The sequence below is a fragment of the Variovorax sp. genome (genome assembly GCF_965279555.1).
In the GTDB taxonomy this organism is placed as follows: Bacteria; Pseudomonadota; Gammaproteobacteria; order Burkholderiales; family Burkholderiaceae_C; genus Variovorax.
Genome location: NZ_OZ257247.1, coordinates 2,780,856 through 2,798,298, shown reverse-complemented (window position 1 = coordinate 2,798,298; position 17,443 = coordinate 2,780,856). Strand labels below are relative to the sequence as shown.

Sequence of the window (17,443 nt, the reverse complement as noted above, 5' to 3'; positions counted from 1 at the left end):
TACCGTCTTCAGTCGCGCGTGAGAACGAAGCGCTTGCGGATGCCGCCGGCAGCCGAAGGCGCCACCCACAGGTCGAACTCGCCGGGCTCGACCGTGGGCTTCATGTCCCGGCCGATGAATTGCAGGTCGTCTTTGGTGAGCGTGAATTCGACTTGCGCCGATGCGCCGGGCGCGATGCTCAGCTTGCGAAAGTCCTTGAGCTCGCGCACAGGCCGCGTCACGCTGGCCGCGCGCTCGGCCACGTAGAGCTGCACCACTTCTTCCGCATCGCGCTGCCCGGTGTTGGTGACGGTGGCGCGCACGCGCAGCGTGTCCGACATGGTGATGCGCTCCTGGCTCAGCTCCACGTCGTCGTAGCGCACCGGCGCATAGCCGATGCCGAAGCCGAAGGGGTAGAGCGCCTCGTGGGTCGCGTCGAGATAGCGGCTCTTGAAGGACATGCCCGGCGCGCCCTCGGGTGAGGGCCGTCCGGTGCGCTTGTGGGCGTAGTAGTAGGGCACCTGGCCCGCGGTCTGCGGAAAGCTCACCGGCAGCCTGCCCGAGGGATTGAAGTCGCCGAACACCACGTCGGCGATGGCACCGCCTGTCTGCAGGCCGAGGAACCAGGTGACGAGGATGGCGCGTGCGTTGCGCACCGCGCCTTTCAGCGCCATCGCGCGGCCATTGCTCAGCAGAACGACCACCGGCTTGCCGGTGGCGGCCACGGCTTCGGCGAGGTCCTGCTGCGCCTGCGGCAGGCCGATGTCGCTGCGCGAACGCGCCTCGCCCGACATCTTCTCGCTCTCGCCGATGGCCAGTACCACCACGTCGGCATTGCGCGCGGCGGCCACCGCGGCGTCGATGCCGCCGGGCAGTGCCATGCCGATGCCCGAGCCGCGCACCACGGTGACCGACGAGTTGGCACCGAGCGCCGCGCGCAGCCCCTGGTCGATGCCCACCGGCGCCGACTGCCCGGGGAACAGGCTCCAGGCGCCCATCAGATCGACAGTGCCTTCGGCGAAGGGGCCGATCAGCGCGATCTTCGTGCCGGCCTTGGGCAGCGGCAGCAGCATGCGGTCGTTCTTCAGCATCACGATGGAGCGGCGCGCGGACTCGCGGGCCAGCGCGATGAACTCCGGGTTCTCCGCGCGTTGAGACGCGGGCGGCCCGTCGAGGCCGTGCATCGGGTCGTCGAACAGGCCGAGCTTCTGCTTGACGTGCAGCACGCGGCGCACCGCCTCGTCGAGCCGCGCCATCGGCACTTCGCCCGAGGCCACGAGGTCGGGCAGGTAGCGAATGTAGAGGCCGCTCTGCATGCTGACGTCGGTGCCGGCCAGGAAGGCCTGCTTGGCGGCCTCGCGCGGGTTCGCGGCGTAGCCGTGCTCGACCAGTTCCTCGTCGGCCGTGTAGTCGGAGACCACGAAGCCCTTGAACTTCCATTCGTCGCGCAGCACGCCGGTCAGCAGGTCGTGATTGGCGGTGGAGGGGATGCCGCCGATCTCGTTGAAGGCACTCATGACCGACAGCGCGCCCGCGTCGATGGCCGCGCGGAACGGCGGCAGATAGACCTCGCGCAAGGTGCGTTCCGAGATGTCGCTCACGTTGTAGTCGACCCCGCCCTCGGCCGCGCCGTAGGCCGCGAAGTGCTTGGGCGTGGCCAGCATCGCGTCGGGGCGCGAAAGATCGCTTCCCTGGAAGCCGCGCACGCGGGCGGCGGCGAAGCGCTTCGACAGCAGCACGTCTTCGCCGGCGCCCTCCAGGCCCCGGCCCCAGCGTGCGTCGCGTGCGATGTCGACCATCGGCGCGAAGGTCCAGCGGAAACCATCGGCCGTGGCCTCGACCGCCGCGGCACGTGCCGTGCGTTCGGCCAGCGCGGGCTCCCAACTCGAGGCCTCGGCCAGCGGCATCGGGAACATCGTGCGAAAACCGTGGATCACGTCCGCGCCGAAGATCAGCGGAATGCCCAGCCGAGACTCCTTCACCGCGATCTGCTGCAGCCGCCGCTTGCCCTCGAGGCCCGCGTTGTTGAACAGGCCGGTGAGGCGGCCGGCGCGCACGTCGGCCGTTTCCTGCTGCGCATTGCGCCAGCCGGCCTGGGGGTTGTTGGGCGTGTCGATCTCGGCGGGGCCGTACAGGCTGAGCTGCCCGGCTTTTTCCTGCGGCGTCATGCGGGCGATGAGCGCCTCGATGCGGGCGTCGGCATCCGCCGCATCAGGGGCGGCCGATGCGGATGGGGCAATGAGCGCCAGGGAAAGGAGAAAGGCGCAGGCGGGGACGAGAGAGAGCGCCGAGGGGCGCGGGGATCGGACTTGCATGGGCGTCTATTCTGCAGATAGCGGCAGTCGCCCTGGCGGAAATGGATGCGCGCTGCTTCAGGCCCCGCGGCGCGCCAAAAAAAATGGCCGCCAACACCCGTCGCGCAGGCGGTGGCAGCCGTGGAAACCGGTGACCGGCGTGGCTTATTGCTTGTAGCTGTCGTCGATGCGGTCCAGCTTGCGAATGAGCGAAGGCCAGACGAACGAGCCGCCCAGGCCGCCGGTCTGCACCTTCATGGCCTGGCCCACGCCTTCGACGATCTTCGGGTTCACGTGCGTGAGTTCGCTGCCGCCCGACTGTGCCGCAATCTGGATCTGGCAGGTGTTCTCGAAGGTGTACATCGACAGGAAGGCGTCGGCAATGGTCTTGCCGCAGGTCAGCAGGCCGTGGTTGCGCAGCATGAGGAAGTTGGCATTGCCCATGTCGGCCTGCAGGCGCGGCTTCTCGTCGTCGCGGAAGGCCACGCCTTCGTAGTCGTGATAGGCCAGCGATGCCAGCACGAAGGTCGACTGCTGGCTGATGGGCAGCACGCCGTTCTTCTGCGCGCTCACGGCAATGCCGGCCTTGGTGTGGGTGTGCAGCACGCACTGGATGTCTTCGCGCGCCGCATGCACCGCGCTGTGGATCACGAAGCCCGCCGGGTTCACGGGGTAGGGCGAGTCGATGATCTTGTTGCACTGCTGGTCGACCTTGACCAGGCTCGACGCGGTGATCTCGTCGAACATCAGGCCGTAGGGGTTGATCAGGAAGTGATGCTCGGGGCCCGGAATGCGCGCGCTGATGTGCGTGAAGACCAGGTCGCTCCAGCCGTAGAGCGCCACCAGGCGGTAGCAGGCGGCAAGGTCGACGCGAAGCTGCCACTCCTCGGCGGAGACGAGCTTCTGGATTTCGGGTTGGGAGAAGGCGTTCATGGGGTTGTGTCCTGGAGGTGGGGTCAGGCGGCCGCGGGTTCGGTCAGCGCGGCCTTGTAGATGCTCTGCTTCGGCTGCGCCATCACGCGGCGCAGCATGGGCTCGAATTCGCCGATGGGCAGCGTTTCGGCCTTGGGGTCGAAGGCGGGGTTGTCGTAGAGCGCGCAGAACTCGGCCGTGCGCTCGTAGTGCGGATGGTCCTTGAAGTTGTCGCGCATGTTGCGGTCGAGGCCGATGTGGTGGAAGAAGTAGTGGCCCTGGAAGATGCCGTGGTTCTGCACCATCCAGTGGTTGGCCTCGCTCACGAAGGGCTTCAGGATGGCGGCGGCGATGTCGGGGTGGTTGAAGCTGCCCAGCGTGTCGCCGATGTCGTGCAGCAGCGCGCACACCACGTATTCCTCGTCGCGGCCGTCGCGCAGGGCGCGCGTGGCGGTCTGCAGCGAATGGGTGTAGCGGTCGACCGGAAAGCCGCCGTAGTCGCCTTCGAGAATCTGCAGGTGCTTGATCACGCGTGCGGGCAGGCCGCCCGTGAACTGCATGAATTCGCCGCCGATCAGTTGCCAGTCTTCGCGCGTGCTTTCCTGCATGCTCTTGAAACTTGCGCGTGCGTTCATCGTGGGAGTCTCCGTTCTTGGGGGTAGCGGCCACTGTATGCCCGTGCTTGACGCTGAACTGTCAAGAATTTGACAATGCGGCGTTCTGGTAAACCCCCGCCTCGCGCGGCTTCCTGCCCATGGCCGCTGCTCCCAAGACCCGACTTTCACCCCCGCATCGCGCGGCGCTGGAAGGCAATCCGTGGTTCACCAGCATTCCGCGCGCGCAGCGCGAGGCGCTGGTGGGTGCGGCCGAACTGCTGCATGTGCGGCGCGGCGCGATGGTGTTCCGCCAGGGTGACACCATCAACGCGGCGGGTGGCGGCTTCTACGGGCTGGTGGCCGGCAGCATCAAGATTTCATCGCTGCGCCAGGACGGGCGCGAGGCCATCCTCGCGGTGCTGGAGCCGGGCAACTGGTTCGGCGAAATCACGCTTATCGACGGCTCGCCGCGCACGCACGACGCCACCGCGCTCGAAGCGCTAGACCTGCTGGTGGTGCCGCCCGAGGCCTTCGTGCAGCTGATGCGCGACGGCGTGTTCGCCAACGCCATCGCGGCGATGCTGGCCGCGCGCGTGCGCATGCTCTACGGATTGGCCGAAGACGCCACGCTGCGCGGCCTGCGCGCCCGCGTGGCGCACCGGCTGCTGGTGCTGGCGCGCGGCGACGCCACGCAGTCGCCGCACACGCGCAGCAACGTGGCGCTGCCGCAGGAGGCGCTGGCGATGATGCTGGGCGTGACGCGCCAGACGCTGTCGAAGGAGCTCAATGCGCTGGCGGCCGAGGGCGTGGTTGCGCTGGGCTATGGCCGCATCGAGCTGCTGTCGCTCGGCGCGCTGCAGGCGCTGGTGCGCACCGGCTGAGGTGCCGTTCGACGTGCGGCCGCGCCTCAGCGCAGCACGCGGCCGTCCGACGAAATGCTGATGAGGTCGATGTTGCGCACGTTGTCGCGCAGGCCCGGGCGCAGGTTGATGCGGAAGCCGCCGACGTCGTAGTCGGTCATGCCGGTCATCACGCGCTGCAGGCTCGCGGTGTTGAATCCCTTGCCCGCGCGCCGTACCGCTTCGCCGGCGGCCTTGGCGGCGATGAAGCCCTCGAGTCCTTCATACGACGCGGTCTGGTCGGAGTTGTCGACCGCCGCCAGGTACTCCTTGACGATCGGGATGGCCGACGGCCGCGGCGAGGGCACCACCTGTGAGATGACGATGCCGCCGATGTCCTTGCCCAGCGTGGCGTAGAGCGGGTCGATGCCGACGATCGAGAAGGCCATGAAGTTCCCCGTGTAGCCGCTCTTGCGCAGCTTGCGGATGGCGTTGGCCGTGGTGCCCGAGAGCGACACCAGCACGATGGCCTGCGGCGATTGCTGCTGCACGGTCTTCAGCGCGGCGTCGAGCTTGTCGCCGTCGGCCGGCACCAGCGCGGTCGCCACCAGCGGCGGCAGCTTGAGTTCGCTCGCGGCCTGCTGCACGGCCGCGAGGCCGGCGCGGCCCATGGCGTCGTCGTCGCCCACCAGCGCGACACGGGTCTGCCCCACGGTGGCGCATTGGCGCACGATCTTCAGGGCCTCGTCGATCATGCCGGGGCGCACGTGGAACACGTTGGGGTGGTCGGCGCCGCGCAGTGTGTCGGAGGCCGCGAAGGGCGCGAACAGCAGGCTGCCCTGTTGCGTGGCCACATTGGCGCCGGCTTCGCTGCTGGCGGTGCCGACGAAGCCGAACAGCATGTCGGCCTTGTTGGTGGTCAGCAGGGTGCGTGCGTTGGTGGTGGCGCGCGCCGCGTCATAGCCGTCGTCGAGCTGCAGCAGCTTCAGTTGCAGGCCGTTGGCGGCGTTGCGTTCATTGAAATCGCTCACCGCGAGGCGGCTGCCGGCGGCGAATGCGGTGCCGATTTCATAGGCGCCGCCGGTGAGCGGCACCGATTGGCCCAGAAGCACCACGCGTGGTGCGCCGGCCGGTGCCGCGCGCGTGGATTGCGCCATGGCCGGATGCATGGCGCCGATACCGCTTCCCAGAAGCAAGGCACCGCAAGCCTTGCCCAGCCATTCCCTGCGCGATGTGCTCATGTGACACCTTTTTACCGTTAGTAAAAAAGTGTAGCAATTTCGAGGCCAGGGGGAAAGCCCGGGCCGGCTCCAGACTTGCCCTAGGCGCGCTCGAAAACCAGGTCCCACACGCCGTGGCCCAGCTTGATGCCCCGGTTCTCGAACTTGGTGAGCGGGCGGTAGTCGGGCTTGGGCGCGTAGCCCTCGGCCGTGTTGCGCAGCAGCGGCTCGCCCGACAGCACCTCGAGCATCTGCTCGGCATAGGGCTGCCAGTCGGTGGCGCAATGGATGTAGCCGCCGGGGCGCAGGTGCTGCGCGAGCTTGGTCACGAATTCGGGCTGGATCAGGCGGCGCTTGTTGTGCCGCTTCTTGTGCCACGGGTCGGGGAAGAACACGTGCACGCCGGCCAGCGTGCCGGGCTGCAGCATGTGGTCGAGCACGTCGACCGCGTCGTGCGCGCAGATGCGGATGTTCGGCAGCGACTGCTCGCCGATGCGCTTGAGCAGCGCGCCCACGCCGGGCTCGTGCACCTCGCAGCAGAAGAAGTTGGTCTCTGGCAGCACCGTCGCGATGTGCGCGGTGGCCTCGCCCATGCCGAAGCCGATTTCCAGCACGGTGGGGCCGGCGCGGCCGCCGAAGGCCGCCGTCAGGTCGAGCGGCTCGGGCTTGTAGGGCACCAGGTACAACGGGCCCAGTTCGGCAAAGGCGCGTGCCTGGCCATCGGTGGTGCGGCCGGCGCGCTTCACGAAGCTCTTGAGGCGGCGATGCAGCGGATGCGGCTTGTCCGCGTCGTCGTCGGGGGCGGGCGCGTCGTCGCTGCGCGGGAGGTCGTTGGGCACGGTGTCGGGAAGGTTCATTACGGCCGCGAATTGTAGAGAGCGCGCCATTCGGGCACCCAGGAGGCCAGCGCGCCAGTGCAATCGGCGGCCGCGGCGGCCGCGGCGGGCCGCAGGCCGAGCACGCGCGCGGCGGCGTCGAGCGCGGCCAGCGCGGCTGCCGGCGTGCCGGTGTCGATGGCGGCGGCGCCGTTCTGCTTGGACAGCTTGTCGCCGTCGGCGGCGCGCACCAGCGGCGTGTGCAAATAGGTCGGCGTGGGGAAGCCGAGCGCGCGCTGCAGCAGGATCTGGCGCGCGGTGTTGTCGGTGAGGTCTTCGCCGCGGACCACGTCGGTCACGCCCTGTTCGGCGTCGTCGACCACCACGGCGAGCTGATAGGCCCAGGGGCCGTCGGCACGCCGCAGCACGAAGTCGCCAACCTCTCGGCTGACGTCCTGGCGCTGGCGGCCCAGGCGGCGGTCGGTGAAGCAGAGTTCGCCGGGCGGCTGGCTTGCTTCGAATTTCTCGGTGGCAAAGCGCCAGGCGCGCGCCGGCTTGCCGTGCAGGCCGTCGCGGCAGGTGCCGGGGTACACCCGCTCGCCGTGCCGTTCATGCCGCTGGCCGAGCCGTGCGAGCGCCTCGTCGATGTCCTTGCGCGAGCAGCCGCAGGGGTAGGCCAACCCGCGATCTTTCAGCCGCCCCAGCGCGGCCTCGTAGTGCGCGGTGCGCTGTGTCTGCCATACCGGGGGCTCGTCGGGCAGCAGGGCGCAGTCGGCAAGCTGCTGGAGGATGCGCTCCCCCATGCCGGGCAGGCAGCGCTCGGTGTCTGCATCCTCGATGCGCACCAGCCAGCGCGCCTGCGGCCCGCGCGCGCGCACGTCGAGCCAGCTGGCGAGCGCGGCCACCAGCGAGCCCGCGTGCAGCGGGCCGGTGGGCGAGGGCGCGAAGCGGCCGGTCTCCCTCATCTCCCGTTCAGATGACGGCGAGCGCGAGCGACAGGCCCGAGAGGAAGGCGTCTTCCACGCGATGGCCGATGCACCAGTCGCCGGCCACGCCGATGCGGGCCTTGGCGTCCCAGAGGTGCGTGGTGCCCACTGGCACTTGCGTCTGCGCTTCGTTCCAGCACAGGGCCTGGGCGTGCGCGGGCGTGGCATGGATGCCGGTGATCTCGGCGAAGGCGCGCAGCAGCTTGGCTTCGACGCGCGCGGGCGTGTCGCGCAGGTGCTCCTGCGACCAGGTGGCGCTGGCCTGCAGCGTCCAGCGCTCGACCGGCTCGCGGCCGGGCTTGGACGATTCGCGCGCCAGCCATGCCACGCGGTGGTGGGTGCTGCGCGCCGCGTTCCATTGCGGGCCGAGGTGCGACATGTTGGGCTGGTTGGCCTGGGGGTAGGCAATCATCAGCGTCCAGCAGGGCGCGATGCGTACCGGTTCGACCTTGGCTGCGAGCCGGGCCGAAAGCCTGTCGCCGTCCAGCAAGGCGCGCGTGGGCGAAGGCGGCACGGCGAGCAGCACGGCGTCGAAACCGGAATAGACGTGAAGGGAGTCCTCGGCGCCAGCAGTGCGCAGCTGCCAGCGCTTGGGGTCGAGCGCATCGGGTTCGATCTGCGTGACCTGCGTGCCGGTGATGAGGCTGTCGCCCAGCGGCTTGGCCCAGCAGGCTACCAGTGCGTCCATGCCGGGCTGCGCCACCCAGTGCGATTCGAGCGAGGGCAGGGCGGCCTCGGCCACGCGGCCGTGGGCGTCGAGCACGCGCACGAGGTTGGCGCTCCAGCGCTTGCAGACGCCGGGCGTGTTTTCGAGGGCCAGCGCGAAGCGCGGGTCGCGCACGGTGAAGTACTGGGCGCCGCTGTCGAAGCGGCCGAAAGCGGTGTCGACGCTGGCCATGCGGCCGCCGGCCGTGGCCCCGCGTTCGAACAGCGTGACCTTGTGGCCGGCCTGCACCAGCGTTCGGGCGCAAGCCACCCCGGCGATGCCGGCGCCAACGACGGCGTAGTGCCGTGACGGGGGCGAGGGGCGCGGGGTGGCCGGGGTTCGGTGGCGGTCGGCGGGTTTTGCAGTTGCGCGAGAGGTCATGACGGACTCTTTTCTTCTGGATGGGAGGCTGTTGGATGTGTCTGCACTCTACATCGGTCCGGCGGGGGCTTTGCCTGAGGGCACACCCTTAGCGCGTCTGTGCGAATCCGGGTCATGCTCATCGACCGCGGTGCCGTTCGAGCAATGCGCGCCGCGTGCCTTCATGCTCGAACTGCGCGAGCCACCACTCCAGCGCGCGCCCTGGCTTGCCCGCGCTGCGCACGCGCCATGCGCAATGCATCGAACCCAGCGGCGGCGTGCGCTCGGTCTTCAACTCGACGAGGTGGCCCGCCTCGATGTACGGCCGCGCCATCGGCTCGGGAAGAAAGCCGCCGCCCAGCCCGTGCAACTGCGCCGCGATCTTGGCCTGCATGCTCGGCACCGTCAGCACGTCCTGCCCGCCCACGAGGTTGACGGTCATCGGCGTGCCGTGGCGCGTGGAGTCGGCGGCGGCCACCGCGCGGTGGCCGCGCATCACGGCGTCGCTGAGGGGCTGTGGCAGGCGTGCGAGCGGGTGGTGCGGCGCCACGGCGTAGACGAAACGCAGCTCGCCGATCAACCGGCTGCGGATGCCGGTAGCGGTGAAAGCCAGGCTCGCCGCGTCGAGCACCGCGCCGATCGCCAGGTCGGCTTCGCCGCTGGTCAGCGCCTCGATGGTGCCCAGCAGCGTCTCGTCGCGCAGCTTGAGCCGCGTGGGCGGCTCGAGCGCGAAGAAGGCGGTGGCCAGGTCGAGCAGCGGGTCGCGCGCGATCACGCTGTCGACCGCGATGGTCAGCATCGGCTCCCAGCCGGTGGCCACGCGCTTCACGCGGTTGGCCACCGCGTCGATTTCCTTGAGCAGCCGGTCGGCCTCGCGCAGCAGTTCAGCTCCGGCCTCGGTCAGCCGCGCCTGGCGCGCGCTGCGGTCGAACAGCAGCACGTCGAGCGCGTCCTCGATCTGGCGCACCCGGTAGCTCAGGGCGCTGGGCACCAGGTCGAGCGTGCGCGCGGCGGCGGCAAAGCTGCCCGTGGCGGCCACGGTCTGGAGCATGGCCAGGGCGTCGGGGGTGAGTACGTCTCGGGGGCTGGGCATGGCGGCTCCATTGATCAAATTATTTGAATGGTGCCATCAAAACACGGCGTCTTTCCAAATGGGGTGCGGACCTAAAGTTCCCTACATCCGCTGCGCATCCGGCGCGGCATACGAAGAAGGCCCGAGCATCCCCACGGGGCAGGGCCAAAGGAGTTCTACGATGTTGCAAGTCCGTAAATCACAGGAACGCGGTTATGCCGACCATGGCTGGCTGCGCTCGTTCCACAGCTTTTCCTTCGCCAACTACTACGACCCGGCCCACATGGGCTTCGGCAACCTGCGCGTGATCAACGAAGACCGCGTGGCGGCGGGCGCCGGCTTCGGCACCCACGGCCACAAGGACATGGAGATCATCAGCTACGTGCTGTCGGGCGAACTGGCGCACAAGGACAGCATGGGCAACGTGGAAAGCATTCCGCCCGGCGACGTGCAGCGCATGAGCGCGGGCCGCGGCGTGATGCACAGCGAGTTCAACCACAAGGCCGACGAGACCACGCACTTCCTGCAGATCTGGATCCAGCCGAACGTGCGCGGCATCGAGCCCGGCTACGAGCAGAAGCAGTTCAGCGACGCCGAGAAGCGCGGCAAGCTGCGCCTGGTGGCTTCGCCCGACGGCAGCGACGGCTCGGTGAAGGTCCATGCCGACGCACGCCTGTACGCCGGCCTGCTCGACGGTGAAGAAAAAGCCAGCCTGGCGCTCGACCCGGCGCGCAAGAGCTATGTGCACTTGGTGCGCGGCGAGCTCGAAGTGAACGGCCAGAAGCTCGCGGGCGGTGACGCCGCGATGCTCGAGGGCGAATCGCAGCTGACGCTGGCCGACGGCAAGGACGCCGAAGTTCTGGTGTTCGACCTGGCCGCCTGATCCCCCTTGCCGGGCGCCCGCCGCCCGGCTTTTTTCTGTCCCTTTTTCAATTTCAACAACCGAGGAGTTTTTCAAGCATGGCAACCACAACCACCACCAGTTCGGCACAAGACACGCTGGCCCTGATCGGCCGCGTCCTGATCGCCTACCTGTTCATTCCCGCTGGCTTCGGCAAGCTGATGGGCTTCGGCGGCACCGTCGGCTACATCACCTCGGCCGGCCTGCCGTTGCCCGAAGTGGCCGCGGTCGTCGCGATCATCGTGGAACTGGGCCTTGGCATTGCGCTGCTGCTGGGCTTCAAGACGCGCTGGACCGCCATCGTGATGGCTGTCTTCACCATCGTGACCGCACTGTTCTTCCACAAGTACTGGTCTGCACCCGAAGCGATGAAGATGATGCAGCAGATCAACTTCAACAAGAACATGGCGATCGCCGGTGGCCTGCTGGCGCTCGCAGCCTTCGGTGCCGGCCGTTTCAGCATCGACAAGAAGTAATCTTCCGGTTTTCCAGGCCGGGGGACATTCGCGGAGGGAGCCACCCGGTGACCTTCGCACACACCCCGAACAACGAACACGCGCACTCATTTCACCTCGGAGAAATTTCATGGCAAACATCGTCATCGTCTTCCATTCCGGCTACGGCCACACCCAACGCGTGGCGCAAGCCGTGGCAGACGGCGCGGGCGCGCAGCTGCTCGCCATCGACGCCGACGGCAACCTGCCCGAAGGCGGCTGGGAAACGCTGGCGGCGGCCGACGCCATCATCTTCGGCTCGCCCACCTACATGGGCGGCGTGAGCTGGCAGTTCAAGAAGTTTGCCGACGCCTCGTCCAAGGTCTGGTACACGCAGGGCTGGAAAGACAAGCTCTTCGCCGGCTTCACCAACAGCGCCACCATGAACGGCGACAAGGTCACGACCCTCACTTACCTGTGGACCCTGGCCATGCAGCACAGCGGCATCTGGGTCAGCATGGGCATCCTGCCGACCAACAACAAGGCCGCCACGCGCGACTCGATGAACTACGTGGGCGGCTACGGCGGCCTGCTGACGCAATCGCCCTCCGACGCCAGCCCCGCCGAAATGCTCAAGGGCGATTTCGACACCGCCCGCGCATTCGGCGAGCGCATTGCCACGGTGGCAAGATCGCGGGGTTGAAACCACCCCCAGGCTTCGCGCACTTCGTGTCGCTTCGCCAACCCCCTCACCGGGGGCGACACCGGCGGCCCGGCAAAGCCGGTTCCGCGCTGTCCCGCGAATGGGCCGCGAATGGGCCGCGACGAACAAAGCTGATCACTCACTCATCATGGAGAACACGATGACCGACGCCATTCCAGAGACTCAACTGCTTCGACCGCACGACAAGGACCTGGGCGGTGGCTTCAAGGTGCGGCGGCTGCTGCCGGCGGCGCAGCGCCGTTCGGTCGGGCCGTTCGTGTTCTTCGACCACTTCGGCCCCGCCACCGAAGTGCCGGGCAGCGAGCACGACGTGCGGCCGCATCCGCACATCGGCCTGTCCACGGTCACCTATCTCTTCAAGGGCGCGATGATGCATCGCGACAGCCTGGGCAGCGTGCAGGAGATCCTGCCCGGCGCCATCAACTGGATGACCGCGGGGCGCGGCATCGTGCACTCCGAGCGCAAGCCCGATCGCCTCAAGGCCGACACCTACGAGAACCACGGCCTGCAACTGTGGGCCGCGCTGCCGCAGGCGCATGAAGAGGTCGAGCCGAGCTTCGAGCACACGCCCGCCGGCGCCATCCCGGAAGTGGTGGTACAGGGCGTCGATGTGCGCGTGCTGGTGGGCGAAGCCTTCGGCGTGCGCTCGCCGGTCAAGACGCTGTCGCAGACCGTGTACCTCGACATCGCATTGCCGGCCGGTGGCCGCTTCGAGCTGCCCGCGCTGGCGCCGGAACTGGCCGTGTACACGGTCGACGCCGATGCGAGCGTCGATGGCGAATTGGTGCCCGCGCACACCATGGCCGTGCTGCCCGCCGGGCGGGGCGCGGTGCTGACGGCCGATACCGCCGTGCGCCTGATGGTGATCGGCGGCGAGCCGCTCGACGGACCGCGCTACATCACCTGGAACTTCGTATCGAGCCGGCGCGAGCGCATCCTCGAGGCCGGTGCCGATTGGGCGGCGCAACGCATGGGCCACGTGCCCGGAGAAACCGAGTTCATTCCGCTGCCGGGCAAGCCCTTCGGCGTGCGCGAGCCGGACACCGGCACTACACCTGTCTGAGACAGACCCGCTCGAAAATGAAGAAGGCCCGCATCAGCGGGCCTTCTTCTTGGTGGAACGGAAAGCAGGTTCGGCTTACTTGCCGCCGCCGCCCATCGAGGCAGCCTCCGCGGGTGGAGCGCCTTCAGGCGGCTTGGGCAGGTCCATCATTGCCTTGCGGCCGCCGCGACCGCGCCATGCCGAGTAGCCCACGCCCAGCAGCAGCAGTGCGCACAGGCCGATGAAGGTGCCGCTGATCGGACGGGTCACGAACACCGACATGTCGCCGCGCGAGAGCAGCAGGGCGCGGCGGAAGTTCTCTTCCACCATCGGCCCGAGCACGAAGCCCAGCAGAATCGGCGCGACCGAGAACTCCAGCGTCATCAGCACCGCGCCGACGATGCCGAACACCAGCACTTCCCAGATCTGGAACAGGCTGTTCTGCGTGCTGTACACGCCCGTCGCAATGAAGAACATCGCGGCAGGGAACAGGTACTTGTAGGGCACCTTCAGCAGCTTCACCCACACACCGATCATCGGCACGTTCAGGATGACGAGGATCACGTTGCCGATCCAGAACGAGGCGATCAGGCCCCAGAAGATGTCCGGATGCTCGGTGATGAGCTGCGGGCCGGGCTGGATGCCCTGGATCAGCAGCGCACCCAGGATCAGCGCCATCACCGCGTCGCCCGGAATGCCCAGGCTCATCGTCGGGATGAAGTCGACCTGCGTCTTCGAGTGCGCAGAGGCCTCGGGGCCTGCCACGCCTTCGATCATGCCGGTGCCGAACTTGTTCGGCGTCTTCGACACCTTGCGCTCCAGCGCGTAGGCGATGAAGGTGGTGATGGTCGGGCCCGTGCCGGGCATCGCGCCGAACACCGTGCCGACGATGGTGCCGCGGATCATCGCGGGGAAGGCGCGCTTGAGCTCTTCCTTGCTCGGGCGCATGTCGCTGAGCTTGAGCGTGCCGGTGTCGCCGATGGCCTTCATGCGGTTCACGTTGAGCAGGAAGTCGGCCACGCCGAACAGGCCCATCGAGATCGCCACCAGTTCCAGGCCGTCGCTCAGTTCAGGCAGGCCGAACGCGAAGCGGAAGCTGCCGCTGTTCACGTCGGTGCCGACCACGCCGCACAGCAGGCCGAACAGCGTCATGGCCACGCCCTTGAGCGGCGAGCCGCGCGACATGGTGGAGCCGGCCAGCAGGCCCAGCAGCATGATCGAGAAGATCTCGGTCGGGCCGAACTTGAACGCGATCTGCACCAGCAGCGGCGAGGCGAAGATCATCACGATGATGCCGACCGACGCCGCGAAGAACGAGGCGATCATCGTCACCCCGAGCGCGACGCCCCCCTTGCCCTGCTTGGTCATGGGGTACCCGTCCAGGCAGGTCACCGCATGCGGCGGGTGGGACGGCATGTTCATCAGGATGGCGCCGATGGCGCCGCCGTACTGCGAGCCGTAGAAGATGCCGGCCAGCATCAGGATGGCGGGCACCGGGTGCATCACGTAGGTGAGCGGCAGCAGGATAGAGATGGCCTGCAGCGCGCCCATGCCCGGCAGCACGCCGATCAGGTTGCCCACCAGCACGCCGAAGAAGGACCACAGCAGGTTCGAGCCCTGGAAGGCGACGCCGAAGCCGAACCACAGGTCATGTAGCGATTGACCGATCATGATCTCAGCCTCCCCACTGGAACAGGGGGAGCTGCAGCTTGAGCGCCCACCAGAAGACGACCACCGCGATGAACGACATCGCGAGCGAAAGCAGCACTGCTTCGGTCAGCGTGTTGTCGCGGTCGCCGAGCGCCGAGATGAACACGATGGCGAAGGTCGCCGGCAGCAGGCCGCCGTACTCGCCGAACAGCAGGAACGCGAGGATGCCCAGGATGATGCAGACGCCGCCGCGGATGTCGGGCATGCCGACCGGATGGCCGTGCGAGACGGCTTCTTCGGATGCGGGCTTTTCGCCGCGCGCGGACACCGCGATGAGCAGGCCCGTGAGCGCCAGCAGCGCGCCCAGCGCCACCGGGAAGAAGCCCGGGCCCATGTGCGCGAGCTCGCCCACGCGGTAGCCGATGCCGGCGTAAACCGCGGCAAGTCCGATGACGATCAGCAGGGCGCCGCCGTAGTAGTCTTTCTTGAATCTGGAAGCGGGCCGGGGCGCGTGCGAGGCCGGATCTTCACCGAGCTGGTGCTGCATAAGTCTCCTTCGATTTGGAAGGAGGGCAGTCTAGGAATCGAGGCTTTCAATCCCCTTTCGGGTGGGGCGCAAGCGGCCTGTGGAGCCTCAAAATACGTGTAATCACGTACCGGCGTATCCGGTGAAACCCTAGCAAAAATGGCCCTCAGGCGAGGTGCAGCGGCAGCCTCAGCGTGGCGCGCAGTCCGCCGCCGGTGTTGCTCTCGGGCATGCCCGCGCTGTCGAGTTCGATCTCGCCGCCGTTGCGCCGCGCGTAGCCGCGCGCAATGGTCAGGCCGAGGCCCGCACCGTGTGCCGCGCCAGCATCCACGGCCGGGTCGCGGTGAAAGCGCTCGAACACGCTCTCGCGCCGCTCGGGCGCGATGCCGGGGCCGTTGTCCCGTACCTCCGCCAGCGCCGACGAAGCATCGCGCCGCACGGTCACGGTGATGTTGCCGCCGCGCGGCGTGTACTTGAGTGCGTTGTGCACGAGGTTCGCGAGCACTTCATGAAGCTCCGCCGCGTTGGCGAGCACCGGCAGCACGGGCGTGTCGTTTTCTTCGCCATCGTCGTCGGGAGCGGCATCGCTGCGCGCATCGACCCAGCCCAGGTCCTGGTCGTTCTCGCGCGCGAGCGGAAGGTACTCGAGCACGACGCCGCGTGCGATGGCGTTGAGGTCGACCACCGCGGGTTCGGCCCGGGCGGCTTCGCCTTCGGTGGTGGAATGGGCCAGCGCGAGCAGCTGTTCGCTCAGGCGACGCGTGCGCGCCAGCTGCGCGACGATGGCATGCAGCGACTCGCGCATGCGCGCCGGATCGGTCTCGCGCACCGCGTAGCCGGCCTGGATGGAGAGGATGCTCAACGGCGTGCGCAGCTGGTGCGAGGCATCGGCCAGGAACTGCGATTGCTCTTCTACCATGCGCCGATGGCTCGCGATGTGGTGGTTGACCGCATCGACCAGCGGCACCACTTCCTTGGGCACGCCATTGGCGTCGAGCGGCTTCAGGTCGTCGCGCGAACGCTCGCGCAGCGAGCGGCGCAGGCGCTCCAGCGGGCGCAGGGTCCAGGCCACGCCCAGCCACACCAGCAGCGCCATCACCAGCACCATGCGGGTGTCGCGCAGCAGCTCCTGGCGCAGCGACTCCGACTGGGCCTCGGTGCGCGGCCCGATGCCCTCGGCCGCCTGGATCAGCACGCTGTACGCCACGCCGGGGTGGACGTGGTCGTACACCGTCTGGCGCAGCGCGGCCACGCGCACACGGTGCTGCTCGTGCAAAGCGTCGTAGAACACCGGCACGCCGTCGGCGGGGCGGGCGGCGGGCCGGGGCAGGCCGGGCACGCCCATGAGCGTGGTCTCGGGCGAGTTCACGTCGAGCGTGCCGCCCTTGGGAATGCGCTGCACGCCCACGTGCAGGTACTTGTAGCGCAGGTGCGTCGACTCGAACATGGCCTGGATCGAGAAGGGCTCCTGCACGCGCACGCTGCCGTCGCTCGCGACCACGATGCCGTTGGCCAGCGCCTGCACGGGCTCGAGCAGGCTCTGGTCGTAGGCGGCCACCAGCGAGTCGGTCAGCGCGTGGTAGTCGTTCCAGCTGTCCAGCGCCAGCAGCGTGACCATCCCCGGCAGCAACAGCGCCAGCAGCCGCGTGCGGATGCCGAAGCGCTGCGGCTCAGTCGCCGGCGATGGGGTTGGCGGCCGAGGCTGCGGATCCATCGGCAATGCCTTCGAGCATGTAGCCCAGGCCGCGCACGGTGACGATGCGCACGTCGCTGTCCGCCAGCTTGCGCCGCAGCCGGTGCAGCACCACTTCGATGGCGTCCGGGCCGGCAGTGCTGTCGTTGGTGAACACCTTGGCAAAGAGCTGCGACTTGCCGACCGGCGAGCCGCTGCGCATCAGCAGCGCGGTCAGCGCCGCCTGCTCGCGCGGCGTGAGCGACAGCAGCGCGCCGCGCAGCGTGAAGGCATGGCTCTGGCTGTCGTAGGAGAGAGAAGCGCACTGCAGGCGCGGGTGCTGCTTGCCGCGGCTGCGCCGCACCAGCGCCGACAGGCGGGCCTCCAGCTCGACCAGCTCGAAAGGCTTGGAGAGGAAATCGTCGGCGCCCAGGTTCAGGCCGCGCACGCGGTCCTGCAGGGCGCCCTGCGCGGTGAGGATCAGCACCGGGGTGCGGTCGTCGGCATTGCGCATGTCGGCCAGCACGGTCAGGCCGTGCTTGTCGGGCAGGCGCAGGTCCAGCACGATGGCGTCGTATTCGGTGCCGGCCATGAAGGCTTCGGCGGTGCGCGCGTCGGGCGCGTGGTCGGCGACGAAGCCGCTCTGGGTCAATGCGCGGATCAGCCAGGAGGCCATGTCCAGTTCGTCTTCGACCAGGAGGATGCGCATGGGAGG

17 protein-coding genes are annotated in these 17,443 nt (G+C 68.4%); 5 read left to right on the top strand and 12 right to left on the bottom strand.

Features of this window, described 5'->3' with window-relative positions; translation table 11 throughout:
• Nucleotides 1–8 precede the first annotated feature (8 nt).
• The 3 genes from ACQY8B_RS13365 to ACQY8B_RS13355 all read right to left on the bottom strand — a co-directional run bounded on the left by ACQY8B_RS13365 (nt 9) and on the right by ACQY8B_RS13355 (nt 3,820).
• Nucleotides 9–2,294 (bottom strand): glycoside hydrolase family 3 N-terminal domain-containing protein, encoded by a 2,286-nt coding sequence (locus ACQY8B_RS13365; protein WP_422087137.1) that lies wholly within the window; start codon nt 2,292–2,294, stop codon nt 9–11.
• A 144-nt stretch (nt 2,295–2,438) separates the two neighbouring features.
• The gene (locus ACQY8B_RS13360; protein ID WP_081270119.1) at nt 2,439–3,206 is read right to left on the bottom strand and encodes a class II aldolase/adducin family protein; all 768 of its coding nucleotides are present in this window, start codon (nt 3,204–3,206) and stop codon (nt 2,439–2,441) included.
• 23 nt (nt 3,207–3,229) lie between these two features.
• Entirely contained in the window at nt 3,230–3,820 is a 591-nt protein-coding gene (locus ACQY8B_RS13355) for an HD domain-containing protein (protein WP_285411851.1), read from the bottom strand.
• A gap of 119 nt (nt 3,821–3,939) precedes the next feature.
• Here ACQY8B_RS13355 and ACQY8B_RS13350 point away from each other — a divergent pair, with 119 nt between their 5' ends.
• Complete coding sequence (locus ACQY8B_RS13350) at nt 3,940–4,662, top strand: Crp/Fnr family transcriptional regulator (RefSeq protein ID WP_422087136.1); 723 nt, start codon at nt 3,940–3,942, stop codon at nt 4,660–4,662.
• 26 nt (nt 4,663–4,688) lie between these two features.
• On the opposite strand, the gene ACQY8B_RS13345 is transcribed toward ACQY8B_RS13350, so the two are convergent.
• The 5 genes from ACQY8B_RS13345 to ACQY8B_RS13325 all read right to left on the bottom strand — a co-directional run bounded on the left by ACQY8B_RS13345 (nt 4,689) and on the right by ACQY8B_RS13325 (nt 9,800).
• Nucleotides 4,689–5,861, bottom strand: a complete 1,173-nt coding sequence (locus ACQY8B_RS13345; RefSeq protein ID WP_422087135.1) for an ABC transporter substrate-binding protein — start codon at nt 5,859–5,861, stop codon at nt 4,689–4,691.
• 80 nt (nt 5,862–5,941) lie between these two features.
• On the bottom strand, nt 5,942–6,697 hold the full coding sequence (gene trmB, locus ACQY8B_RS13340; protein ID WP_422087134.1) for a tRNA (guanosine(46)-N7)-methyltransferase TrmB: 756 nt from the start codon (nt 6,695–6,697) through the stop codon (nt 5,942–5,944).
• Nucleotides 6,697–7,620: a tRNA glutamyl-Q(34) synthetase GluQRS gene (gene gluQRS / locus ACQY8B_RS13335; RefSeq protein ID WP_422087133.1), complete on the bottom strand. Its 924-nt coding sequence runs from the start codon at nt 7,618–7,620 to the stop codon at nt 6,697–6,699. Before gluQRS ends, trmB begins: the two co-directional genes overlap by 1 nt.
• A 7-nt stretch (nt 7,621–7,627) precedes the next feature.
• The gene (locus tag ACQY8B_RS13330) at nt 7,628–8,728 is read right to left on the bottom strand and encodes an NAD(P)/FAD-dependent oxidoreductase (protein ID WP_422087132.1); all 1,101 of its coding nucleotides are present in this window, start codon (nt 8,726–8,728) and stop codon (nt 7,628–7,630) included.
• 118 nt (nt 8,729–8,846) lie between these two features.
• Nucleotides 8,847–9,800: a LysR substrate-binding domain-containing protein gene (locus ACQY8B_RS13325; protein ID WP_422087131.1), complete on the bottom strand. Its 954-nt coding sequence runs from the start codon at nt 9,798–9,800 to the stop codon at nt 8,847–8,849.
• A 160-nt stretch (nt 9,801–9,960) separates the two neighbouring features.
• Between ACQY8B_RS13325 and ACQY8B_RS13320 the strand changes: the two genes are divergently transcribed.
• The 4 genes from ACQY8B_RS13320 to ACQY8B_RS13305 all read left to right on the top strand — a co-directional run bounded on the left by ACQY8B_RS13320 (nt 9,961) and on the right by ACQY8B_RS13305 (nt 12,901).
• Nucleotides 9,961–10,662 carry a pirin family protein gene (locus ACQY8B_RS13320; RefSeq protein ID WP_081270110.1) on the top strand — a complete coding sequence of 234 codons (702 nt, stop codon included), beginning with the start codon at nt 9,961–9,963 and terminating at the stop codon, nt 10,660–10,662.
• 77 nt (nt 10,663–10,739) lie between these two features.
• Complete coding sequence (locus tag ACQY8B_RS13315; protein WP_422087130.1) at nt 10,740–11,156, top strand: DoxX family protein; 417 nt, start codon at nt 10,740–10,742, stop codon at nt 11,154–11,156.
• Nucleotides 11,157–11,265: 109 nt separating this feature from the next.
• On the top strand, nt 11,266–11,817 hold the full coding sequence (locus ACQY8B_RS13310; RefSeq protein ID WP_422087129.1) for a flavodoxin family protein: 552 nt from the start codon (nt 11,266–11,268) through the stop codon (nt 11,815–11,817).
• Between the two features lie 160 nt (nt 11,818–11,977).
• The gene (locus ACQY8B_RS13305) at nt 11,978–12,901 is read left to right on the top strand and encodes a pirin family protein (protein WP_422087128.1); all 924 of its coding nucleotides are present in this window, start codon (nt 11,978–11,980) and stop codon (nt 12,899–12,901) included.
• Nucleotides 12,902–12,976: 75 nt separating this feature from the next.
• On the opposite strand, the gene ACQY8B_RS13300 is transcribed toward ACQY8B_RS13305, so the two are convergent.
• The 4 genes from ACQY8B_RS13300 to ACQY8B_RS13285 all read right to left on the bottom strand — a co-directional run bounded on the left by ACQY8B_RS13300 (nt 12,977) and on the right by ACQY8B_RS13285 (nt 17,437).
• Entirely contained in the window at nt 12,977–14,551 is a 1,575-nt protein-coding gene (locus ACQY8B_RS13300) for a tripartite tricarboxylate transporter permease (RefSeq protein ID WP_422087127.1), read from the bottom strand.
• 4 nt (nt 14,552–14,555) lie between these two features.
• Nucleotides 14,556–15,077, bottom strand: a complete 522-nt coding sequence (locus tag ACQY8B_RS13295; RefSeq protein ID WP_422087126.1) for a tripartite tricarboxylate transporter TctB family protein — start codon at nt 15,075–15,077, stop codon at nt 14,556–14,558.
• Nucleotides 15,078–15,222: 145 nt separating this feature from the next.
• Complete coding sequence (locus ACQY8B_RS13290) at nt 15,223–16,770, bottom strand: sensor histidine kinase (protein WP_422087125.1); 1,548 nt, start codon at nt 16,768–16,770, stop codon at nt 15,223–15,225.
• Nucleotides 16,727–17,437, bottom strand: coding sequence for a response regulator (locus tag ACQY8B_RS13285; RefSeq protein ID WP_422087124.1), 711 nt, complete (start codon nt 17,435–17,437; stop codon nt 16,727–16,729). Before ACQY8B_RS13285 ends, ACQY8B_RS13290 begins: the two co-directional genes overlap by 44 nt.
• Between the last annotated feature and the right edge of the window lie 6 nt (nt 17,438–17,443).